Origin of the sequence: Agrobacterium sp. CCNWLW155, assembly GCF_036888815.1 — a bacterium.
Classification (GTDB): Bacteria; Pseudomonadota; Alphaproteobacteria; order Rhizobiales; family Rhizobiaceae; genus Agrobacterium; species Agrobacterium radiobacter.
This window is the reverse complement of the sequence record NZ_JBAKFW010000001.1, coordinates 103,559-127,081: the sequence shown is the minus strand read 5'-3', so window position 1 is coordinate 127,081 and position 23,523 is coordinate 103,559. Positions and strand designations below refer to the sequence as shown.

Sequence of the window (23,523 nt, the reverse complement as noted above, 5' to 3'; positions counted from 1 at the left end):
TTTTTCTGTGGGCCCTTCCCGTTTTTCAGGTCACGATGAGCCAGTCGAATATTTCCGAAGCCCGCCCTGGCGCGGAGAATGAAACCGTTTACACGGCAGCGCCAGCCGTGGCCCTCTCCCCGCTTGCCATCGCACTTATCGAACTGGCGCTTGCCGCCGGCGGCTTCGGCATCGGCACCGGTGAATTCGCCATCATGGGCCTTTTGCCTGACGTTGCCACCACCTATGGCGTCACCGTTCCGCAGGCGGGTTACGTCATCACCGCCTATGCGCTCGGCGTCGTCATCGGCGCGCCGATCATTGCGGTGCTTGCCGCGCGCATAACGCGTCGTACCCTGCTTCTCGGCCTGATGGGGCTTTTTGCGGTCGGCAATATCCTGAGCGCCCTTGCACCTGATTTCCTGAGCTTCACCGTCCTGCGCTTCATCACCGGCCTGCCGCATGGCGCTTATTTCGGCGTTGCGGCGCTGGTGGCGGCCTCCATGGCGCCCATCCACAAGCGCGCCCGCGCCGTTGGCCGCGTGATGCTCGGCCTCACCATCGCCACCCTGCTCGGCACCCCGCTTGCCACCTTCTTCGGCCAGCTTCTGTCCTGGCGCGCGGCCTTCATGCTGGTCGGCGGCATCGGGCTGTTGACGGTCGCCCTTCTCTGGCTGTTCCAGCCGCGTGACAGGGTGGAAGAAGGCGCCAGCGTGTGGCGCGAACTTGGCGCTTTCCGGCGCGTGCAGGTGTGGCTGACGCTTGCCATCGCCGCCGTCGGTTTCGGCGGCATGTTCTCTGTGTTCAGCTATATCGCCAAGACCACCACCGATGTGGCGATGATGCCGGTTTCCACCGTTTCCATGGTGCTGGCGCTGTTCGGAATCGGCATGAATGTCGGCAATGTCGTCGGCTCGCGGCTGGCGGATATCTCGCTCAACGGCACGATTGGCGGCATGCTGGCCTTCAACGTGCTTGTCATGACCGTGTTTGGCATGACGGCGGACAATCCATTCATGCTCTGCCTCTGCGTCTTCCTGATCGGCTGCGGTTTCGCAGCCTGCCCGGCCGTGCAGACCCGGCTGATGGATGTGGCGCAGGATGCGCAGACGCTGGCTGCCGCCTCCAACCATTCCGCCTTCAACATCGCCAACGCGCTTGGCGCCTGGCTTGGCGGCCTCGTCATCGCCATGGGTTTCGGTTACGCCTCGACGGGTTATGTCGGTGCGGTTCTTTCCCTTCTCGGGCTTGGCGTTTTCCTCGTTTCCGTCACCGTCGAGCGGCGCGCAAAAGCCGGCTGAATGCCGGTTTTTTAACCGCTTGAATGCCCTTTCCGGGACCCGCCCGGAACCTTACGGAAATTTCACAATAGGTCCGCTTGACTCTTTTTCGTTTCAGGCGCAACACGGCGTTACGCACGGGCCGTGACCCGGAACTGTGCGGATTTCAACGGAGCATCATTAGATGTCTAGCGACAGTAGTAGTCGATTGCCTTTGCCGAAAGCGGCGAACGGGAACTGATCCGACCTCTGTCGGCTCACCACCGCGTTCGCCGTAATCGGCGAATCGACGGAAAGGTGAGCAATCATGAACTTCCACACTCTCTCCCAGAGAGCCAGCAAGGCCGCACGTCTTCTCCGCAGCGGAAATGCCGGTTCCACCACCATCGCAGAACGTGTCGAGCACCTCAACACGCTTGATACCGACGCAGCCGTAGCTGCCCTGCTTGCCATGCCGCAGGCAAAGGCCGTTGCCATTCTCGACCGGCCGGAACTGCATGACGCAGCCGCCATCATTGCCGGCATTCCGCTCGAACAGGCCGCCCGTTTCGTCAACCTCATGTCCGACGACCGCGTCGCCGACGTCATGGCGGAAATGGAAGAAGAGCCCCGCGCCAAGCTGTTTGCCCGGCTGGACCGCACCACGGCGCTCTCCATCCAGCATCTGATGGGCTATCCGCCGCGCACCGCCGGCTCCATCATGACCACGGAATTCGTCAGCGTGCCCGACAGCTGGACGGTGGAACAGACCCTTTCGCACATCCGCGTCGTCGAGCGGTCGCGTGAAACGGTCTATGCCATCTATGTGCTGGCGCAGGACGGGACACTCTCCACGGTGGTGACGCTGCGTCGCCTGCTGACCGGCGAACCGGGCGCTTCCATCCTCTCCGTCGCTTCGAAGGAGGGCATTGCCTATGCGAGCCCCCTGATGTCGCAGGAGGATGTCGCCCGGCTGATCCGCAAGCACGACCTTCTGGCCCTTCCCGTTGTCGATGACCATTCGCATATCCTCGGCATCGTCACCGTTGACGACGTGATCGACACCATGATCGCCGACACCACGGAAGACGCCCACAAATTCGGTGGTATGGAGGCGCTCGGCAAGCCCTATATGACGATCGGTTTTCCGGACATGATCCGCAAGCGCGCCGGCTGGCTCGCAGCCCTGTTCCTCGGTGAAATGCTGACGGCCAGCGCCATGCAGCATTTCGAGGGCGAACTGGAAAAGGCCGTGGTGCTGACGCTGTTCATTCCGCTCATCATGTCGTCAGGCGGCAACTCCGGTTCGCAGGCCACCTCGCTCATCATCCGGGCGCTGGCGCTCGGCGAACTGAAGCTTTCGGACTGGTGGCGCGTGCTGCTGCGCGAAATCCCGACGGGCCTGACCCTCGGCTGCATTCTGGGCGCCATCGGCTTCCTGCGTCTGACGGTCTGGCAGCAGGCAGGTTTCTACGATTACGGCGAACACTGGCTGCTGGTCGGCGCAACCGTTTTCGCGGCGCTTGTCGGCATCGTCACCTTCGGTTCGCTGGCCGGTTCCATGCTGCCCTTCATCCTGCAGCGCCTGCGGCTCGACCCCGCCAGCGCCTCTGCCCCCTTCGTCGCCACGCTGGTGGATGTCACCGGCCTTATCATCTACTTCTCGGTGGCGCTGGCGATCCTCAGCGGCACATTGCTCTAAAGACAAAAGGCCCGTTCGAAAGAGCGGGCCTTTTCATTTGCGATGGGAAAAAGCGAGAAGCCCTGCCCTCAGCCGCCGGCATTGATGACGCCCGTTCCCAGTAGGGCGAGCAGGATGAAACCGATGACCACGCGGTACCAGACAAAGGGCATGTAGCTCTTGGTCGAGACCAGCTTGAGGAAAACCACGATCACGGCGTAACCGACCACGAAGGCGATGAGGGTCGCAAGCCCGGTCTGCCCCCAGCCGACCGGATTGTCCTCACCGATGCTCTTGAAGAGCTGGTAGAAGCCGGAGCCGAAGACGGCGGGAACGGCGAGCAGGAAGGAATAACGCGCCGCCGCCTCGCGGGTGTAGCCCAGAAGCAGACCGGCGCTGATGGTGCCGCCCGAACGCGAAACACCGGGGATGAGCGCCATGGCCTGCGCGAAACCGAACAGGATGCCATCGCGCCAGATCAGCTGGTTGAGCTTGTAACGCTTCTCCCCGATCCTGTCGGCAAGACCGAGAACGATGCCAAAGACGATCAACATCACAGCGGTGATATAGAGGTTGCGCAGCGAATGTTCGATGGCATCCTTGAAGAACAGGCCCAGAAACACGATCGGCACCGAACCGACGATGATCAGCCAGCCCAGCCGGGCATCAGCCTTGTTATATTCGCCAAGGCGCAGGTTCTGCCGCAGCCAGGCGGCTGCTATCCGCATGATATCGGACCAGAAATAGACCAGCACCGCCATTTCCGTGCCGATCTGGGTAATTGCGGTGAAGGCGGCCCCGGGATCCGCGCCGGAGGGCAGGAACTCCCCGGCAATCCTCAGATGCGCGCTTGAAGAAATCGGAAGAAACTCCGTAAGTCCTTGCAAAAGGCCGAGAAATCCGGCCTCCATCCAACCCATGCTCATGTGCTTTGATGTCCCTGCTGCGAATCGAGTTTGCAGCATTATGCATCAATCGGGGCAAATCCGTGTTGCATCGCACCATGAAAAATGGCCCTCACGGGACGTGCTTTTACCCGTGATTTCTCTCAGGCCGCCTTCTCCGCAGCCTGCGGAAGCTGGGTGTATTTCGCGCCGTTCTTGCAGACGACATGGGCGTCCCCCCAGCTTTTCAGCGCCGAGATGACCGGCCGCATCGTCTCGCCAAGCGGCGTCAGCGCATAATCCACCCGCGGCGGCACCACCGGGAAGACGGTGCGCGAAATCAGGCCCGCTTCCTCCAGTTCCCGCAGCTGCTTGGTCAGCATGCGCTGGGTGACGCTGGGAATATGGCGGCGCAGCTCGTTGAAGCGCAGCGTGCCCTCATTGATGAGGTGATAAAGGATCACGCCCTTCCATTTGCCGTCGAGAAAACTCAGGGTCGATTCCACCGGGCAGCCGGGAAAGTTGCCGGTGAGCTTGGCGCGCGGTCGCGACATCACAGTATCCTTTTTGTATGTATCATCACAAAATGTGCATTCTTGCGATCGATGTTCATATGTATCAAGTAAGAGGCACGCAAACAAGCAAAGGAGACTGTTCATGCGCGCCATCGGTTACAGGACCAGCCAGCCCATCACGGCGAAAGACGCCCTCGTCGATATCGACCTGCCCCAGCCGGAAGCGAAAGGGCACGACATTCTGGTGGAAGTGAAGGCCGTTTCGGTAAACCCCGTCGACACCAAGGTGCGCCGCAACCAGACGCCGGAAAACGGCGAACCGCGCGTGCTCGGCTTCGATGCTGCCGGCGTGGTGAAGACCGTCGGCGACAAGGTCTCGCTGTTCAAGCCCGGCGACGAGGTATTCTACGCCGGTGTCATCAACCGCCCCGGCTCCAACAGCGAATTCCATCTCGTCGATGAGCGCATTGTCGGAACAAAGCCCAAATCATTGAATTTCGAGGAAGCGGCCGCCCTGCCGCTGACCGCGATCACCGCTTATGAGACGCTGTTCGACCGGCTGCGGGTGAAGGAACCGGTTCCGGGCGCAGCCAACGCCGTTCTGGTCATCGGCGGCGCTGGTGGCGTCGGCTCCATCGCCGTCCAGCTCCTGCGGGCGCTGACCGACCTCACCGTCATCGCCACCGCTTCGCGGCCGGAAACGATTGCCTGGGTGAAAGAACTCGGCGCGCATCACGTCATCGATCACAGCAAGCCGATCGCGCCGCAGGTGGAAGCGCTCGGGCTCGGTGCGCCGGGCTTCGTGTTTTCCACCACCCATAGCGACATTCATGCCGCCGACAGTGTGGCGACCATCGCGCCGCAGGGCCGTTTCGCGCTGATCGACGATCCGGCCGGCGGTTTCGACGTCATGGCCTTCAAGCGCAAATGCGTATCGATCCATTGGGAAATGATGTTCGCCCGCGCCGTCTTCCAGACGCCTGACATGATCGAGCAGCACCGGCTGCTCAACCACGTGGCCGAGCTTGTCGATGCCGGCAAGATCAAGACGACGCTGACCGAGGTTTTCGGCACCATCAATGCCGCAAATCTCATCAAGGCGCATGCGCTGATCGAAAGCAACAAGGCCAAGGGCAAGATCGTGCTTTCGGGCTTCTGATCAGCAACGAGGCGTCCGCATCGCGGGCGCTTCTCTCCGCTTACGGAGGTGTTTGGGCCGTGCGCAAAACCGCGCGGCCATTCCTGTCAATCGTCGTCCGGGTCTTCCGGGCACGGCCAGGAGGCCGGCGCGGTAAGGCCGTTCGGCAATTTGGTCTTGGCGTCACCACAGGCAATATCGATCTGTTTCTGGTCGAGGCCGGTGGCCATGGAAAGATCGACCCCTTCAATCCGGGTCAGGAGCAGGAAGGCGCTGGTGAAATCCACCGGGCCGCCAAGCTTCGCGCCGCCGAAGCGGGCGCGTGACAGGTTGGTGAGCGAGAATTTCGAGCCGTTCAGCGTCGCACCCTCAAAATCAGCACGGCCGAGTTCAGCCTTGGTGAAATCCGTGCCGTCCAGCTTGGTGTTTTCGAATTTGGTCCGCTGCATTTCGGCATTAACGAATTTGGCATTGGTGGCGTCGGCGGCGGAAAAATCGCTGCGATAAGCTTCCACCTTGGTCAGGTTGGCACCCTGAAGGTTCGCCTCGCCAAGGGCCGTACGGATGAGCTTGGCCTTTTCGAGATTGGCGCCCTTCAGCGAAGAACCGCGCAGATCCGTATAGGTGAAATCCGTGCCGTAGAGCATCGCCGAATCGAGATTGCTGCCGCCCAGCATCAGAAGGCGCTTGTTGCATTCGCGCCAGTCGATGCCGGCCATGGCATCGGTACGGCAGCTTGCGGCCACCAGCGGGCCGCCGCTGAAAGAAACGGCAATCATCGCAAGCGCCGCCACACCGGCAACGCACCCTGTCTTCCGCACGATATTCAGCCTTTGAAAGCCGGACATTCTTTCACTCCCTGTCGTCTTGCGACGGCACCTAGGACCATATGCACGCACGTTCAAGGCGTTACCGCATCGCTGAACCACAATCCACGGGCCACGCGACCATGCAACACCCCAACATCCTATATGTAAGAAATCGAAGAGCAATCCACAAATACTGACGGGGGACGGGCCATGAACGCTGCTCTTTCGTCATGCCGGACTAGATTCGGCATCCAGTCACAGCGCGTCTGCGCCGTGAGGAGAGTCTTTTACGATCAAAGACTTGATCGCGCCGGCCCCCGAATCAAATCCGGGGTGACGGCGTTCAAACGCCACGGCGTCGCTAAACGACGTCAACGATCCAGACGGTTCGGACCCACCATCACATATTGGCGTAAACCGGCCCTTCGCCACCCTGCGGCGGCACCCAGTTGATGTTCTGGTTGGGGTCCTTGATGTCGCAGGTCTTGCAGTGCACGCAGTTCTGCGCGTTGATGACGTAAACCTCTTCGCCGTCCTTCTCCACCCACTCGTAAACACCGGCCGGACAATAACGCGTCGAAGGACCGGCAAAGACGTCGTGTTCGGAGCGCTTCTGCAGCTCCATGTCCTTCACCTGAAGGTGGACCGGCTGGTCTTCCTCATGGTTGGTGGAGGACAGGAACACCGAGGACAGGCGGTCGAAGGTCAGAACGCCATCAGGCTTCGGATAGGCGATCGGCTTGTGCTTCGAAGCGGGCTCGAGGCTCTGCGCATCCGTCTTGCCGTGCTTCAGCGTGCCGAAGAAGGAAAAGCCGAACAGCTGGTTGGTCCACATGTCGAGACCGCCAAGGCCGACACCGACGAGCGTGCCGAATTTCGACCACAGCGGCTTGACGTTGCGGACCCGCTTCAGGTCCTTGCCGATATCGCCTTCGCGCCACTCGGCCTCGATCTCCGCCACCTCGTCATGGGCGCGGCCGGCGGCAATCGCCACGGCGATCTTCTCCGCCGCCAGCATGCCCGAGAGCACCGCATTGTGGCTGCCCTTGATGCGCGGCACGTTGACGAAACCAGCCGAACAGCCGATCAGCGCGCCGCCAGGGAAAGTCAGCTTCGGCACCGACTGGTAACCGCCTTCGGTAATCGCGCGCGCGCCATAGGAGATGCGCTTGCCGCCCTCGAAGGTGTCGCGGATGGCCGGATGCGTCTTGAAACGCTGGAATTCCTCGAAAGGATAAAGATAGGGGTTCTTGTAATTGAGGTGCACCACGAAGCCGACGGCAACGAGATTGTCCTCCAGATGATACAGGAACGAGCCGCCACCGGTCTTGAAACCGAGCGGCCAGCCGAAGGAATGCTGCACGAGGCCCTGTTTGTGGTGTTCCGGCTTGACCTGCCAGAGTTCCTTGATACCGATGCCGAATTTCTGCGGCTCGCGATCTTTCGAGAGGTCGAATTTGGAAATCAGCTCCTTGGCGAGCGATCCACGCACGCCCTCTCCAACAAGCACATATTTGCCGTGCAGCTCCATACCGCGGGTGAAGGCGGGACCAGGCTCGCCATTCTTCTCGATGCCCATATCGCCGGTGGCGACGCCGATGACGGCGCCTTCGTCATTATATAGCACTTCCGTGGCGGCAAAGCCCGGATAGATCTCGACGCCGAGCCCTTCCGCCTTTTCCGCCAGCCACCGACAGACCAGCCCGAGCGAGACGATGTAGTTGCCATGATTGTTCATCAAGGGCGGCATCATGAAATTCGGCAGGCGGATGGAGCCGGCCGGGCCCAAGAACATGAACTGGTCGTCCTTGACCTCGGTCTTGAAGGGATGCCCCTCCTCTTCGCGCCAGCCGGGCAGAAGACGGTCGATGCCGATGGGATCGACCACCGCGCCCGAGAGGATGTGCGCACCGACTTCCGCGCCTTTTTCCAGAACGACGACCGAGAGCTCGGGCTCCACCTGCTTCAGGCGGATCGCGGCGGCAAGACCCGCGGGACCCGCGCCAACGATCACAACGTCGAATTCCATCGCTTCGCGTTCGGGCAGTTCCATCGCTTCCGTCATCTCGTCCTCTCAGATCGCCGGTCCCATCCGGCTGTTGTTATATATCCGCTTACCGGCATCGTCGGCGCATCGCCTGCGCCGGACAAAAAGCCATCCGCGACACCACATTTACCAGCGTCTGTCTTCGCAAAGCAGGACGCCTTTGTCGAGCTTCTATAGCGGCAAAACATGTCGCACGCCAGTCAATTGTCAGACAACCTGATGATTGAATTATTACTTTTACGTTCACGTAAGATTGAAAATAGAAGCTGGGAGTGTAGGCGTCAAGGGTAGTCGGCATTTGTGCCACTCTCGCGTTTATCGCGGCTGAAACGCCCATTCGGCTCGCTTCATCAATGGCGGCGTTTCCGTTTGCGCCGCAAGCGGACATACCTTTACGTATCGATGATTGTCCGCTGTCGCCCCCATTGAAGACGTTCACTGGCTTGATTGCGATGCTGCAAACCGGACATAGTACGACAGCAAAACGTGTCGCAGGTTTCGGGAATTATGCGACAGGTGTGGTATCTCACCAGGGAGACAATGAGAGATATGAACCGCAGCGTCACCTTCACTTTGGCCGCCGACGACTATGTTGCTGCCAACAAGCTGTTCATACTGAAATATTCAACCTCAGGCTGGCCGCTCGTTTGCTGGCTGATCTTCGTTGCTTTGCTGCTTGCCTCGCTCTTCACGTTGGCGCTGCGATTCCCCGATGCGCCTTTCATGTCGCTCTTCTACATCTGCGTGGTGGTTGTGATCGCAATACCGCTCTACCAATATTTTTTCGGCGCTGCCGTGTTTGCCCGCAAGGCCTACGCAGACCAGAAAACCCTTCAGCACCCGATCACGGTTACATGGTCTGAGGAAGGCTTTAGGAGCAAGGCACAGCAGGGCGACTGGAATGTTCCTTGGAACGACTATCTCAAATGGACCGAAGACAGCAAGGTGATCCTCCTCTACCAGGGGGGGCGCGTGTTCAACATGCTGCCTAAGCGCGTCCTGACGCCAGCACAGATCGACGACTTCAGGCAATTGGTGGCCGCCAACATCAAGCGCGCGTGAAATAGCCCCACTAAGATGGAGCCATTCTTATCGCAAACTCCCAAGTTCGCGACAAAATCGCCACTGCTGACTTCTAAGGAATTTCTGTAGCAAGAGTTTGGTGCAAAACTCCGGCTTGAGCGACACTGGAAGACCACTTCTGCTCTCTGTCAGACTGAAACCTGCCAATCCGCTCTCCATCCCCATCAGGCCTGTCCAGATCAGTGCTGCAATGACCGGTTTGGGCCACAAGCCGACTTAGCTAAAATCACACCCCACTCAAACCGCCCACTCCTCATCCGTCGTGAACACGATCGTCAGCCAGCGGTCACTGCCCTCGCCGCCCAGCGCGTCGCCGATCTCGTCGCGGATCGCGTCCCATTCCTCCAGACGCCGGGCCGGCCAGTTCTTCGGCACGATGAAGAAGAGTTCGATCTGACGGCCGCGGCCGACGCGGGCGACATAGGAATAGTGCGAAGCGAAGCCGAATTTTTCCACCGTCTCGGCGGCCACCCTGTCCACATGCTGCTTGAATTCCAGCGGCGTCACCAGAAGGATGTCGGCCAGCGCCTGCTTCACATTGCCGAGCGGCATGGGGATGATGACGAGGCAGACCAGCGCCAGCACGGCCGGGTCGATATAGGGCGAAAGCCATGCCTGCGACGTTCCCGTCAGCCCGTAACCCACGGCGAAGGCGATAAAGAGCGCGATGCTCAAAAGCGCGCTCATCAACCAGCTTTTGGCATCCAGCGCCACGAAGGCGGATTTCAGCCGGCGGTTCTGCCTTTTGACGAACCACGCCATGGCGAGCGAGACGGCAAAGCTGAGGAAGGTGACGATGATCGCGTAGTCGAACTCGATCGACCTGCCGCCATCCATCAGGCTGTCGATGGCATTGATGAGCGCATAGATCGCAGCGCCCATCAACAGCGTGCCGTTGAGGCCGAGCACCATCGGCTCCAGGTGCCAGAAACCCATGGTGAAACGCTCCACCAGTCGGCCGCCCGGCCTTGGCGCTGCGGAGGCGGCGATCAGCCGCGCGACCAGCAGCGCCAGCACCGTCATGAAAGCGTCGGTCAGCGCATAGACACCATCGAAAACCACCGCGAAGGAGCCGGAGAACAGGCCCGCGCCGATACCGAAGAGCGCCAGGAGAACCGTGACGACAATGGAGAATTTCAGCAGGGATTGTTCTGTCATGACGTGTATTTTTCCTTCGAAACCGGGCGCCACCTTCATAGAGGGTTTTCGCCATTCTTAGAATCGCGAAAAAGCTCTAACTCTTTGTTTTGTCGCATTTCCGGACGGAAAACCGGGGTCCACTTTTCCTGGAAATGCTCTATAAACAGCACATAGCGCACTCACAAGACAGGATAAAACCCATGGATTTCGGCATTTCCGGCAAACGCGCCCTCGTTCTCGCCTCCTCTCGCGGCCTTGGGCTGGGCATTGCGACGGCGCTGGCGAAAGAAGGCGCGCATGTCCTTCTCGTCGGCAGAAGCGGCGATAAGCTGGAGGCAAACTGCAAGGCGATCAATGCGCTCGGCAAGGGCAAGGCCGACTGGGTCTGGGGCGATCTTGCCGATGACAATTTCGTCGCCGCCATGGTTCAGGCGGTCAAGGACAAGCTCGGCGGCATCGATATTCTCGTCAACAATACAGGCGGTCCGACCCCGGGCCTTGCGCAGGAGATGACGGTCGAAAAGCTCGATACCTTCTTCCAGTCCATGGTGCTGCGCGTCATCACGCTCACCAATACGCTTCTGCCTGACATGAAGGAACAGGGTTTCGGCCGCATCCTCACCGTCGCCTCGTCAGGCGTGTTCGAACCGATCGCCAATCTTGCGCTTTCCAACACGCTGCGCGGCGCGCTGGTCGGCTGGAGCAAGACGCTGTCCTCCGAAGTAGCCTCCTTCGGCATCACCTCCAACCTGCTCCTGCCCGGCCGTATCCATACCGACCGCATCGATGAGCTTGATGGCGCCAACGCCAAGCGTCTCGGCAAGAGCGTCGAGGAAATCCGCGAGGCCTCCGTCAAGAGCATCCCGGCCGGCCGCCTCGGCACGGTGGAGGAATTCGCCGCCGCCGGCGCTTTCCTCTGCTCGGTTCCGGCAAGCTACATCACCGGCACGATGCTGAGAGTGGATGGCGGCGCGGCGAAGTCGAACTGACGCCGAATAAACAAAAATCCGGTCAGGAGGCCGCTCCGTAAATCACGTAGCGGTTCCGGCCGGTATTCTTGGCTTCGTAAAGCGCCGTGTCGGCGCGGCGCAGGACATCGCTCGCGCTCTCGCCCGGATTTGCAAAGGCAATGCCAGCCGAGCAGCTATAGCGGAAATCCGGCACGTCGCTCAGCGGCGATGCCGCGGTCAAAGACAACAGCAGCTTCTGCATGATGATCTCCGCGCTCAAAACGCGTGAACCGCCGAGCATCAGCAGGAACTCCTCGCCGCCGATTCGCCCGACGAGATCGTCGCGGGCGACCGCAGCGGAAAGCCGGGCGGCGAAGTCTTTCAGAACCAGATCGCCGCAGGCATGGCCAAAGCGGTCGTTCACCGACTTGAAGTGGTCTATATCGATGATGATGACGGCGAGCGCCTCGGCCTTGTTGGGGCCAAGCCGGTGATTGAGAACATCCATGACGTAGCGGCGGTTGCCGAGACCGGTCAGCTCGTCGCTCAGGGCGGATTTCAACGCCCTGTCCCGCTCCTGGCGAAGATCGCGCAGTTCAACGCCGAGTTCGGAAATATCGGTGACGACGCACAACATCCAGCCACCCGGCAGCGTCGTCTCGGTCGTGAGCATCCAGCGCCCGTCATTGAGGCCGGTCTCGATGGTGCGGAACGGCAGCTTGCCGCGCCTCGTTCTCGCGGAGCGCAGCCACAGTTCGAAATCGGAGGTCTCGATGGCCGTGCCGGCGGAGTTGCGGTAACCGCTGCGCATGAGCTCAACCCATGTCGGAAACTCGTCCGGACCGAGGCCGAGCGCCGTGCGGAATGCCGTGTTGGCGAAACGCAGTTCATCGCCGCCGTCGAAAAGCGCATAACCCTGCTGCGACGCCTCCATCAGGTCCATGAGATGGCGGTTGAAGCTGTCCGCATCGCCGCGAACGCGGGCGTTTCGCGCCGGCGACACGTCTTCGAGGGTGGAACGGGCCGGCTTTCGGGACATCGGGGCTCCGTCTGCAAACACAACAAATACAAAAATAAATCTGCTCTTTAACGCTATAGTTCAGCCTTATACTCGCTTTATGCGAAAAAATATTTAATGCGGGCGGCAGGGCGGCCTTCCACCCATGGCGATTACTTCATGCAAATTTCACAATAAACCCGGGTGCAGGTGCTTGCCATTCCGTCGGCCCTGTGCAATCAACCGCCCTCCTCTGACATCGGGGTGCCAAAGGCATCCCTTATTTTCGCGCTGGGCCGCCTTTCAGGCCGGGCGGGTTTTTCTATCGGCGACAAGGATATGGCGATGACGCAAAAGCGGGCTCTCGGCCTCGATTTCGGCACGACCAACACGGTCATGGCTCTTTCCGACGGCGGCGGCGAAAGCCGTTCCATGCGTTTTACCAGTAGCGCAGGCACGGATGACAGCATGCGCACCGCGCTCTCCTTCATGAAGGATGCCGGCCTGGGTGCGGCCGCCCTGCATGTGGAAGCGGGCCATGCCGCCATCCGCCAATTCATCGACAATGCCGGCGACTGCCGTTTCCTGCAGTCGATCAAGACATTTGCGGCCTCGCCGCTGTTTCAGGGCACGCTGATCTTCGCCAAGCGCCAGAGCTTCGAGGACCTGATGGACGTGTTCCTGCGCAAGCTGAGGACCTATGCCGGCGAGGAATGGCCAGGTGACGTTTCCACCGTCATCGCCGGCCGGCCGGTGCGTTTCGCCGGCAGCAATCCGGATGAGACGCTGGCGCTTGCCCGTTACAACGAGGCGCTCACCCGGGCAGGCTTCCCTGATATCCACTATGTCTACGAGCCGGTGGCGGCCGCCTATTATTTCGCCCAGAGCCTGAAGAAGGACGCCAATGTGCTGGTGGCGGATTTCGGCGGCGGCACCACGGACTATTCGCTGATCCGTTTCGAAACCCATGCCGGCAAGCTTTCCGCCACCCCCATCGGCCATTCCGGCGTCGGCGTGGCAGGCGACCATTTCGATTTCCGCATGATCGACAATCTGGTCTCGCCCGAGATCGGCAAGGGCAGCAAGTTCAAAAGCTTCGACAAGGTGCTGGATGTACCCTCGGGTTATTACGTGAATTTCGGCCGCTGGAACCAGCTGTCGATCTTCAAGACCTCGAAGGAATTCACCGCGCTGAAATCGCTGGTGCGCTCGGCGCTGGAGCCAGAAAAACTCGAACTCTTCATCGATCTGGTCGACCACGACGAGGGCTACCCGCTCTATCAGGCGATTTCCGCCACCAAGATGGCGCTATCCTCGGCGGAGGAAGCGGAATTCAACTTCTCGCCGCTCGGCAAGGCCGGCCGCAAGATGGTGAAGCGCAGCGATTTCAACAACTGGATCGCTGACGACCTCGCCAAGATAGAAGAAGCGCTCGACGAGGTTCTGGAAAAGACGAAGGTTGCGCCCGAGGCGATCGACAAGGTGTTCCTGACCGGCGGCACCTCCTTCGTGCCGGCGGTGCGCGAGCTTTTCACCCGCCGTTTCGACGCCGACCGTATCGAAAGCGGCGGCGAGCTGCTCTCGATTGCCCATGGTCTCGCCATGATCGGCGAAAGCGGCGATATTCAGCGCTGGACAGCGTGATTTACGGGTTCCCCGGGCGGGGAACATGGGGTAATTTCCGCCCATGATCGCCGCTCACGACCTCTCCCCGGCCGAACTCGCCGCCCTCCTGCATTTCCATGCGGATGCGGGCGTGGACTGGATGCTGGAAGAGACCCCGGTCGACCGTTTCGCTGAATTCGCCGCCGCCCGCCCTGCCCGATCCGCGCCGGCACAGGATGCGGTGACATCGGCACGCCAGACTGAAAGGCCGGCGGATCGCCGTGCCGACGCGCCTCAACGGCAGGCGGCAACGCGCAGCGCCCCGGCGCGTGGCTCGCCAGCCGCCCCCGCCATTCAGCAGAATGTCGCCATGCCGGACGAGCAGGCCGTGGCGGCGGCGCGTTTTGCGGCGGAAAGCGCGAGATCGCTTGCCGAGCTGAAAACCGCGCTTGAGGGTTTCAGCGGCTGCAACCTCAAGAACAGCGCGCGCAATACGATTTTCACCGCAGGTGATGCCGCCTCCGCCATCATGGTCATCGGCCCGATGCCGGATGCTGATGACGACCGCGAGGGCCTTCCCTTCGCCGGCAAGACCGGGCTTTTGCTCGACCGCATGCTGGCGGCCATCGGGCTTGAGCGCAGCACCATCATGCTCGGTAATGTCGTGCCCTGGCGGCCGCCGGGCAACCGCCCGCCGACGCAGGCCGAGATGGATATCTGCCGCCCCTTCATCGAGCGACAGATCGCCCTTGCCGAGCCGAAACACCTGTTGCTTCTTGGCAACTTTACCGCACGTTTCTTCTTTGGCGGCACCGGCACCATCCATACGCTGCGCGGACAGTGGCGTGATGTCGCAGCCGGACACCTGGTTTTGCCTGCCTTGGCCAGCCTGCATCCGCAGGAACTGTTGAACGCGCCAGCGAGTAAGTCCTTGGCATGGCAGGACTTATTGGCTTTTCAGGCAAAGATCACCGAGGGCTGACTGCCTCATTCCTACTCAATGTAAATGAATTATGAAAAAAGCCATGCGCATTACGCATAACAGCGGCGCATTTGGCCGGCTTGCCGAATCCATGCTGCGCTGCGATATAGCGATCATGTCTTGGGAGGAATTCGGTTTAAGGAACCAAGGCAATGACCACTCGCTTCCGTCCGGTACATTCCGGCTTTGAAACGCTCCGTCTGGCGGGCCTCGGCCCTCGCTCCAGTCAGGGCTACCATCGTTTCGGCGCAGCCGCAAACGAACAGATGACCGCACGCGCTGCCATGCAGCAGGTCCGCGTGACGCGTCCCTCGGCAGTCTTCGCGGATTTCCGCGAGCGCTGAGAAGCACTCAGGCCAGCCTAGCACTGGCTCATAGATATGATTGCGCGCTGGCGTCTTTCTTCGGGAAGGCGCCTTTTGCTTTTGCGTGTTTTCACGATTATAGACCTCCGTCATGCTGGACCTGATCCGGCATCCAGCCAGCCCAAGTCCTTGGGCTGAAAGGAGTCTTTCCAACACGCAGACGCATGTCGACTGGATTCCGGCTCATGGCCGGAATGACGGACACACAAAGCGGCCAGTGTATAGCGGCCGAGGAAACATCCCTCACCCCTGCGGCGTCGAAGCCTTGCGCGCCGCCCGTCTCGCCAATCCCAGCTGATGTTCGCGGAAAATGATGAAGATACCGGCGAGGATCACGATCGCCGTACCGATCAGCATTGTCACCGTCGGAATATCTCCAAACAGAATGTAGGACACCGCGATGCCGAAGACGATGGAGCTGTATTCGAAGGGCGCGATAACGGAGACTTCCGCATGGCGGTAACTCTCCGTCAGGAAGATTTGCGCGACGCCGCCGCAGATGCCGCTGGTGATCAAGAGCATCGCCTGCGTCACGCTCAGCGAATTCCAGCCGAAGGGCACGCTGATGAGCGATAACAAAGTGGCGGTGAGCGAAAAATAGAGCACGATGGTCGGCGTCTTTTCCGTTTCCACCAATTGCCGCACCTGGATCATGGCCAGACCGCCCAGCGCCGCGCCGCATAGCACGGCAATGGCCCCCAGCCCCTCACCCGCGGCAAAGCCGCCCTCACTCAGAAGCGTCATCTTCGGCCACAGAATCACCAGCACGCCCATCATGCCGACAAACACCGCACTCCAGCGATAGATGCGCACCTTTTCATGCAGGATGAAGGCGGCGAAAACGACGGCGAGAAGCGGCGAGGCATAACCGATGGCGATGAATTCCGGCAGCGGCAGCATGGTCAACCCATAAAAACCGCAGGCCATCGAGAGGATGCCCAGAAAACCGCGCTTGAAATGGCCGAGGAGATTGTTGGTGTGCAGCGCGCTCGCCAGCGCATGCAACCAGGCGAGATAAACGACGATCGGGATGATGGCGAAGGCGGAACGGAAGAAGGTGATCTGGCCGGCCGGCACGTCACCTGCGGCCTTGATACAGGTCTGCATGACAAGAAAAAAGCCGACCGAAATCAGCTTCATGCTAATCCCGCGAAAGGGATTCATCGGTTCGGCGTTCATTGGCAGTTACTCATATCGGCTGCGCAAACACGCCATCGGGAGATTTTCATGCGGGAGAGGACGACGCACAGAAATTATAAGAAGAAGTGAGTTTTCACAAGGCTAGTGGATTGGATTTGACATTTTGGCACGCATTTGCATCCACCCTTATGGCCAACTGCCAGATTCCCAAAATCCACTACAACACAAGTTGCCCGAAGTCTTAATTGCTCTGGCCGCAACCCCCAAAATCATTGCAAGCAACGGAATACAAAAATCAATACCTTAGCAATAATTAGTAAAATAACAAATTTTACTATAATAAAAAATATTAAAATACAAATGAAATCTGGAAATACATTCGACATAATACCAAACTATACTAATCACACCGTCGATGGATAATTTCCAACTCTCAGGAGGATAACATGCCAACTATTACCGGAACATCCGCAATAGACCGCCTTATCGGAACAAGCGAAGCCGACATCATCTACGGCTTAGAGGGCGATGACGTCTTAATTGGCGGATCAGGCTTCGACAGGTTAATAGGTGGCCCTGGAGCGGATCAGTTGATTGGAGGAGACGGAGGGGCTGAGGCGGATTATTCAGGGTCCGGCGCGGCGGTCAATATCAACCTTGTGGCAACCAAAACGGGGACCGGCACGGGCGGTGATGCACAAGGTGACACCTTGACGGGGATTCATAAGATTATCGGCTCGGCCTTCAACGACACCATCACAGGCGATGCCGGTTTCACCTTCGAAGGCGGCGCAGGCGACGATATTTATATCGTCCCATTCTCCACGGTGATCATCGAAGCACAAAACGGCGGTAATGATGAAATCCGCACCACAAACAATAGTTATTCAATCATCGTCAAGGATAATATCGAGCGTCTGACCTATATCGGTACCGGGAATGCTCGCCTTATCGGCAACGCCCTCGACAATGTCATCACCGGCAGCAGCGGCGACGACCAACTGGATGGAGCCGGTGGCGCGGACCATATTGTTGGGGGGGCCGGGATTGACACCGTAAGTTACGGCTCATCTCCGGTGGGCATTACATTGAACTTTAAAACGGGAATTCACTCAGGATATGCCGCTGGCGATACGTTCGACGGCATCGAAATATTCGCTGGTAGCAGTTATCCAAACACCTTTATTAGTGGGAGTGAAGCCTCTACATTCAGTGGAGGAGACGGTGGTGGCACCGTTGATTATTCCGGTTCACCGGCAGCCGTTAATATCAACCTTGTGGCGACCAAAATGGGGACCGGCACGGGCGGTGATGCTGAAGGTGACAAATATTACAGAATTAACAAAGTCATCGGCTCGGCCTTCAACGACACTATCACGGGCGATGCCGGCTTCACCTTCGAAGGCGGCGCAGGCGACGATATTTATATCGTCCCATTCTCCACGGTGATCATCGAAGCACAAAACGGCGGTAATGATGAAATCCGCACCACAAACAATAGTTATTCAATCATCGTCAAGGATAATATCGAGCGTCTGACCTATATCGGTACCGGGAATGCTCGCCTTATCGGCAACGCCCTCGACAATGTCATCACCGGTGGGCAAAGTAATGATCAGTTATACGGTTATACAGGCGACGACGTACTAGTCGGAAATGGGGGTGGCGACCTACTCGATGGAGGAGAAGGCTTTGACGCCGTTTCTTATATTAACTCAAATGATGGCGTCGCGGTCAACTTAGCTTCGAACACATCGAGCGGTGGTCATGCCACTGGCGACGTGCTGAGAGGAATTGAGAGTCTACTAGGATCCCAATATGTTGATGTTTTGACCGGAAACTCAGACAAGAATCGTTTGGAGGGCTATGCAGGCAACGACATCTTGGATGGAAAAGACGGCAACGATATTTTGGTCGGCGGCGCAGGTGCCGACATACTAAATGGCGGCGACGGATTCGACGCGGCTTCATACGCTACTTCCAGCACAGGGATCGTATTTAATTTTCGCTCCGGAACGTTCACAGGTGATGCAGCCGGAGATGTTTTCAACAGTATTGAGAAATACGTTGGATCTAAATTCGACGATACTTTCTATTCTACCAATACCGCGGACAACTTCGACGGTGGCGATGGAACAGACACGATAAGTTACGCCAATTCCTTATCCGCAATCACTGTCAACCTGCTGAATGGGGTTAACACTGGGGGAGACGCCACTGGTGATGTGCTTACCTCGATCGATCGCATTATAGGCTCAGCTTTCGCTGATCATCTGACCTCTTCCAAATCAGGACAGTTTCTTCAAGGAGAAATGGGAGATGATACTTATGTCGTCGACACTCGATTCGTCACAATAACCGAGACCGTTAACAATGGGATCGACACGGTAAGAACGTCACTATCATCTTATACTCTACCTAGTAATGTCGAAAATTTGACTTTCACAGGAAGTGGTATCTTCTTTGGGACTGGCAACTCGATGGACAATGTCCTGAATGGAGGTAATGGAAACGACACCTTGCGAGGTGGAGCGGGCATGGACATTCTGAACGGCGGCACGGGTATCGATATTGCAAGCTACAGTGATGCCATCAGTGGGGTGACTATCAACATGGCCAACGGCAACCACACCGGTGATGCAACAGGTGATTCTTTTGGCAGTATAGAGGGTGTGCTGGGATCAAACCACGACGATACGTTTGTTGGCGGAAGCGGATTATTTCAATTTTCTGGCGGAGCGGGAAATGATACTTACATAATTGACTCGACTGAGAGTACTATTGTTGAGCTTGCAGACAATGGTATCGATGTGGTTCAAACATCTCTCACCAACTATCGGTTGACCGTGCATGTGGAGAACCTAGTATATACTGGAAATGCTTCGTTCACAGGAATTGGCAATGATGGCGACAATATCATCGTCGGTGGAAATTCGAACGATGTACTGAATGGCGGCGCTGGGATAGACACGCTTTTCGGAGGAGCAGGGAGCGATACATTTGTCTTTGATAGTATCGCAGACAGCCCCTCTTTATTTGCGATTGATGTCATCCAAGATTTCTCAAATCTCCAGAACGATAGGATAGATCTCACCGCTCTGTCTTTGTCTGCCTTCATTGGCACGAATTCTTTTAGCTCTACGGCTGGAGAGGTACGTTTCGAGGCTGCTGAGAATGCGACTTTCATATCGGGAGACGTTGATGGGGACAGTCTCGTCGACTTCCAAATCTTCCTGGCAGGAACAATTTTCATTTCGGAAAACAGTCTGCTGTTGTGATGCAAGTGGCGATCGAAATGAGCAGCTTTTAAAAAGCTTTTTGTTTCAAAATATTCTGCAACACCACAGCGTGTCTCTGTGCATGCTGTGGTCGTTTTTTGTGTATACGATAGTGAAAATTTAAGCTCGACACCCTCGGGCCTTGGTGGTCACGCTATCAACGGCAATATACAGCTCGCATATCTGAATTGCCTTTGACTGCACTGGCCGATGGAGAGTTCCCCATTTTTCCCAGGCAGATGCCAGCTAGCTAAATAAATCTTCAATAAAATTAGAAACACTTCAGCAATCGTTCAACATTTGCTGCCATGGTCCACGGGTCCGGCGGCGGGAGGATTGTCTGCATGGCCGGCAAAGCTTTCCATCGCGGGACAGAACGTCCTCCGACGCGCACATGAACGTGACGAATACTCTACCCATTTTACATCCGGGACTTATGGCGACATGATGCCGGGAAGACCACGCCAAGTTATTCAGGGACAGTCATGCGAACAGACACGGGCCAGATCGTTCACCTGGCAGATTACCGCCCCACCGATTTCGTTCTGGAGCGGGTGGATCTCACCTTCGAACTCGACCCCAAGAATACCAAGGTCGAAGCCCGTTTGATCTTTCACCGGCGCGAACGCGCTGAGCGGCAGGCGCCGCTCGTTCTTGATGGCGACGAGCTGAAGCTCTCCGGCCTGCTGCTCGACCAGGTGGAGCTTCCCGCCGGCCAATATGAGGCGACGCCCGACAGCCTGACCATCCGCGATTTGCCGGCCGAATCTCCCTTCGAGATCTGCGTCACCAATTACATCAATCCGCAGATCAATACGCAGCTGATGGGGCTTTACCGCACCAATGGCGTTTATTGCACGCAATGCGAGGCGGAAGGTTTCCGCCGTATCACCTATTTCCCCGACCGGCCGGATGTTCTGGCGCCCTATACGGTGACGATCATCGCGGCGAAGGAAGGCAATCCGCTGCTGCTCTCGAACGGCAATTTCCTCGGCGGCGGCAATTACGATGAAGGCCGTCACTTCGCAGCCTGGTTCGATCCGCATCCGAAACCCAGCTATCTCTTCGCGCTTGTCGCCGGCGATCTCGGCGTGGTGGAAGATACCTTCACCACCATGTCCGGCCGCGAAGTGGCGCTGAAGATTTATGTCGAGCACGGCAAGGAGCCGCGCGCGGCCTACGCCATGGATGCGCTGAAACGTTCGATGAAATGGGACGAAGAGCGTTTCGGCCGCGAATACGACCTCGATATCTTCATGATCGTCGCCGTGTCCGACTTCAACATGGGCGCGATGGAGAACAAGGGTCTCAACGTCTTCAACGACAAATTCGTGCTGGCCGACCCGGAAACCGCCTCCGATGCTGACTACGCCAACATCGAGCGTATCATCGCCCATGAATATTTCCACAACTGGACGGGCAACCGCATTACCTGCCGCGACTGGTTCCAGCTCTGCCTGAAAGAAGGCCTGACGGTCTATCGCGATCAGGAATTTTCCGCCGACATGCGCTCGCGGCCGGTCAAGCGCATCGCCGATGTGCGCCACCTGAAATCGGAGCAGTTTCCCGAGGATTCCGGCCCGCTGGCGCACCCGCCGCGCCCGGATACCTATCGCGAAATCAACAATTTCTACACGACCACCGTTTATGAAAAGGGCGCCGAAGTCACCCGCATGATCGCCACGATCCTCGGCGCTGATGATTTCAAGAAGGGCATGGACCTCTATTTCGAGCGCCATGACGGCGAAGCCGCAACCGTCGAGGATTTCGTCAAGAGTTTCGCCGATGCGAGCGGCCGCGACCTCTCGCAATTTTCGCTCTGGTACACGGAAGCGGGCACACCGCTCGTCTCCGTCTCATCGGCTTATGATGCGGGCAATGCCACCTTCAGACTGACGCTGGAACAGACCGTGGCGCCGACGCCCGGCCAGCCGGTGAAGCAGCCGCGCCATATTCCGCTGTCGCTGGCGCTGATCCTCGACAATGGCCAGATCGCCGAACCGCAGGCCGTCGAAGGCGGCGAGTATCGCAATGGCGTGCTGCATCTGACCGAACGCAACCAGACCTTCTCCTTTACCGGCATCTCGTCGAGGCCGGTGCTGTCTATCAACCGCAGCTTCTCGGCACCGATCAATCTGGATTTCGAGCAGAATGCGGCCGATCTGGTGCAGATCGCCCGGCATGAGACTGACATGTTCGCCCGTTTCCAGGCGCTGACCGATCTCGCCCTGCCGGCGCTGATTGCCGCCACCAAGGCGGTGCAGAAGGGCGAAGAAATACAAGCGGATGCGGCTCTCTCCGCCACGCTCATCGAAATCATCGGCAACGACGCGCTGGAGCCGGCATTCCGGGCGCAGGCGCTGGCCTTGCCGAGCGAGACGGATATCGCCCGCGAACTCGGCGGCAACACCGATCCCGATGCCATCCACAAGGCGCGCAATGCCACGATCAAGGCGATTGCCACGTCCGGCCTAGAAACGCTGCGGCAGCTTGCCGATAGTGCTGCCAATGGCGAGGCTTACAGCCCCGACGCCGACAGCGCCGGACGCCGTTCACTGCGCAATGGCGCCCTGAGCTTCCTCGCCTTTGCCGAGGGAACACCGGAGCGGGCGGCGAAGGCCTTTGCCGACGCCACCAATATGACCGATCTCGCCCATGCGCTCAGTGTCCTGACCCAGCGTTTCCCGGAAAGCACGGAAACAAAGGAAGCGCTTGCCGCCTTCGAAAAACGCTTTGCCGACAATGCACTCGTTCTCGACAAATGGTTCTCGCTGCAGGCAGCCATTCCGGGCGAAGGCGCGCTGGAGCGTATCAAGGGGCTGATGAAATCGAAACATTTCATCGCCACCAATCCGAACCGGGTGCGCTCGCTGGTCGGCACGCTTGCCTTCTCCAACCCCACCGGCTTCCACCGTGCCGATGGCGCGGCCTATCGTTTCCTTGCGGAACAGATCATCGCCATCGACAAACGCAATCCGCAGCTGGCCGCCCGCATTTTGACCTCCATGCGCTCCTGGCGATCGCTGGAGGCAAGCCGTGCCGAACATGCGAAAGCCGCGCTTTCAACCATTGCCGAGGCGAAGGACCTGTCGACGGATGTAAGCGACATCGTCGGGCGTATCCTCAAGGGCTGATCGTCCGCCGAAGCTCCACCATTCTGATCCATGCCGCGACGCCGTCTTGATTTCCATCAAGGCGGCGTCGCGCATTGCGCAGCATCTTTGTGTGCGAAGGGCCGACGTTGGCTCGGGATCAGATGGGAACTTCAGATGACGGACATGTCCAGAACCAGCGCCTCGTTTCAACGCTTCATGACCGACGCCCCGGCTCACAAGGCGGCATGGCTTCAGGCCGTGCGGGGTCTGGGCGCGGCCTCCACACTCGATGTGAAGACGCAGAGCCTGATCTATATCGGTATTCTGGCCGCCCTGCGTCTGGAAAGCGGCATCGCTTTTCATGTGACGGAAGCCAAGGCGCACGGCGCAAGCCGGGAGGATATCATCAGCGCGGTGCTGACCGGTCTTCCCGCCGCCGGCAATGGCGTGATCAGCGCGCTTGGCCCTGCTCTCGATGCCTTCGATGGAAGCTGAAACCCGTTCCACGCGGCATCTCGAAACCGCCGGAATTGAAGTGCCGGCTCACTGTTTTTCTTCATGAATCCCGCTTTTCCC

18 protein-coding genes are annotated in these 23,523 nt (G+C 58.7%); 11 read left to right on the top strand and 7 right to left on the bottom strand.

What is annotated here, in order from left to right; genetic code table 11:
- Positions 1 to 35: 35 nt before the first annotated feature.
- Together V6S97_RS00655 and mgtE are read left to right on the top strand one after the other, a co-directional pair.
- Positions 36 to 1,280: an MFS transporter gene (locus V6S97_RS00655; protein WP_080866556.1), complete on the top strand. Its 1,245-nt coding sequence runs from the start codon at positions 36 to 38 to the stop codon at positions 1,278 to 1,280.
- Positions 1,281 to 1,566: 286 nt separating this feature from the next.
- Positions 1,567 to 2,940, top strand: coding sequence for a magnesium transporter (gene mgtE, locus V6S97_RS00650; protein WP_020809600.1), 1,374 nt, complete (start codon positions 1,567 to 1,569; stop codon positions 2,938 to 2,940).
- A 68-nt stretch (positions 2,941 to 3,008) separates the two neighbouring features.
- Here mgtE and V6S97_RS00645 read toward each other — a convergent pair whose 3' ends face one another.
- On the bottom strand, positions 3,009 to 3,845 hold the full coding sequence (locus V6S97_RS00645) for an undecaprenyl-diphosphate phosphatase (RefSeq protein WP_003509996.1): 837 nt from the start codon (positions 3,843 to 3,845) through the stop codon (positions 3,009 to 3,011).
- A 122-nt stretch (positions 3,846 to 3,967) separates the two neighbouring features.
- Positions 3,968 to 4,357 (bottom strand): winged helix-turn-helix transcriptional regulator, encoded by a 390-nt coding sequence (locus tag V6S97_RS00640; RefSeq protein WP_003509998.1) that lies wholly within the window; start codon positions 4,355 to 4,357, stop codon positions 3,968 to 3,970.
- A 103-nt stretch (positions 4,358 to 4,460) separates the two neighbouring features.
- Between V6S97_RS00640 and V6S97_RS00635 the strand changes: the two genes are divergently transcribed.
- Positions 4,461 to 5,477, top strand: a complete 1,017-nt coding sequence (locus V6S97_RS00635) for a zinc-binding alcohol dehydrogenase family protein (protein ID WP_099085530.1) — start codon at positions 4,461 to 4,463, stop codon at positions 5,475 to 5,477.
- Between the two features lie 86 nt (positions 5,478 to 5,563).
- Here V6S97_RS00635 and V6S97_RS00630 read toward each other — a convergent pair whose 3' ends face one another.
- Entirely contained in the window at positions 5,564 to 6,304 is a 741-nt protein-coding gene (locus V6S97_RS00630; protein WP_003510001.1) for a pentapeptide repeat-containing protein, read from the bottom strand.
- Positions 6,305 to 6,665: 361 nt separating this feature from the next.
- Positions 6,666 to 8,330 carry an electron transfer flavoprotein-ubiquinone oxidoreductase gene (locus V6S97_RS00625; protein WP_262514305.1) on the bottom strand — a complete coding sequence of 555 codons (1,665 nt, stop codon included), beginning with the start codon at positions 8,328 to 8,330 and terminating at the stop codon, positions 6,666 to 6,668.
- A 531-nt stretch (positions 8,331 to 8,861) separates the two neighbouring features.
- On the opposite strand from V6S97_RS00625, the gene V6S97_RS00620 reads away from it, so the two are divergent.
- Positions 8,862 to 9,374: a YcxB family protein gene (locus V6S97_RS00620; RefSeq protein WP_111780947.1), complete on the top strand. Its 513-nt coding sequence runs from the start codon at positions 8,862 to 8,864 to the stop codon at positions 9,372 to 9,374.
- A 258-nt stretch (positions 9,375 to 9,632) separates the two neighbouring features.
- Here the strand turns inward: V6S97_RS00620 and V6S97_RS00615 are convergent, their stop codons facing one another.
- Positions 9,633 to 10,553 carry a cation diffusion facilitator family transporter gene (locus V6S97_RS00615; RefSeq protein ID WP_112593285.1) on the bottom strand — a complete coding sequence of 307 codons (921 nt, stop codon included), beginning with the start codon at positions 10,551 to 10,553 and terminating at the stop codon, positions 9,633 to 9,635.
- A 182-nt stretch (positions 10,554 to 10,735) separates the two neighbouring features.
- Between V6S97_RS00615 and V6S97_RS00610 the strand changes: the two genes are divergently transcribed.
- Entirely contained in the window at positions 10,736 to 11,524 is a 789-nt protein-coding gene (locus tag V6S97_RS00610) for an SDR family oxidoreductase (RefSeq protein ID WP_334425881.1), read from the top strand.
- Between the two features lie 22 nt (positions 11,525 to 11,546).
- Here the strand turns inward: V6S97_RS00610 and V6S97_RS00605 are convergent, their stop codons facing one another.
- On the bottom strand, positions 11,547 to 12,524 hold the full coding sequence (locus V6S97_RS00605) for a GGDEF domain-containing protein (protein WP_003509778.1): 978 nt from the start codon (positions 12,522 to 12,524) through the stop codon (positions 11,547 to 11,549).
- 303 nt (positions 12,525 to 12,827) lie between these two features.
- On the opposite strand from V6S97_RS00605, the gene V6S97_RS00600 reads away from it, so the two are divergent.
- The 3 genes from V6S97_RS00600 to V6S97_RS00590 all read left to right on the top strand — a co-directional run bounded on the left by V6S97_RS00600 (position 12,828) and on the right by V6S97_RS00590 (position 15,413).
- Entirely contained in the window at positions 12,828 to 14,126 is a 1,299-nt protein-coding gene (locus tag V6S97_RS00600; protein WP_031233668.1) for an Hsp70 family protein, read from the top strand.
- A 43-nt stretch (positions 14,127 to 14,169) separates the two neighbouring features.
- A complete protein-coding gene (locus tag V6S97_RS00595; protein ID WP_080866031.1) occupies positions 14,170 to 15,069 on the top strand; it encodes a uracil-DNA glycosylase in 900 nt (299 codons plus the stop codon).
- Between the two features lie 152 nt (positions 15,070 to 15,221).
- Positions 15,222 to 15,413, top strand: a complete 192-nt coding sequence (locus V6S97_RS00590) for a hypothetical protein (RefSeq protein ID WP_003509784.1) — start codon at positions 15,222 to 15,224, stop codon at positions 15,411 to 15,413.
- Between the two features lie 264 nt (positions 15,414 to 15,677).
- On the opposite strand, the gene V6S97_RS00585 is transcribed toward V6S97_RS00590, so the two are convergent.
- Entirely contained in the window at positions 15,678 to 16,613 is a 936-nt protein-coding gene (locus tag V6S97_RS00585; protein WP_020809591.1) for a DMT family transporter, read from the bottom strand.
- Between the two features lie 407 nt (positions 16,614 to 17,020).
- Between V6S97_RS00585 and V6S97_RS00580 the strand changes: the two genes are divergently transcribed.
- The 3 genes from V6S97_RS00580 to V6S97_RS00570 all read left to right on the top strand — a co-directional run bounded on the left by V6S97_RS00580 (position 17,021) and on the right by V6S97_RS00570 (position 23,442).
- On the top strand, positions 17,021 to 19,852 hold the full coding sequence (locus tag V6S97_RS00580; RefSeq protein WP_080866030.1) for a beta strand repeat-containing protein: 2,832 nt from the start codon (positions 17,021 to 17,023) through the stop codon (positions 19,850 to 19,852).
- Between the two features lie 485 nt (positions 19,853 to 20,337).
- Entirely contained in the window at positions 20,338 to 22,986 is a 2,649-nt protein-coding gene (gene pepN, locus V6S97_RS00575) for an aminopeptidase N (RefSeq protein ID WP_334425879.1), read from the top strand.
- A gap of 135 nt (positions 22,987 to 23,121) precedes the next feature.
- The gene (locus tag V6S97_RS00570; RefSeq protein WP_113082644.1) at positions 23,122 to 23,442 is read left to right on the top strand and encodes a carboxymuconolactone decarboxylase family protein; all 321 of its coding nucleotides are present in this window, start codon (positions 23,122 to 23,124) and stop codon (positions 23,440 to 23,442) included.
- The last annotated feature ends 81 nt before the right edge of the window (positions 23,443 to 23,523 follow it).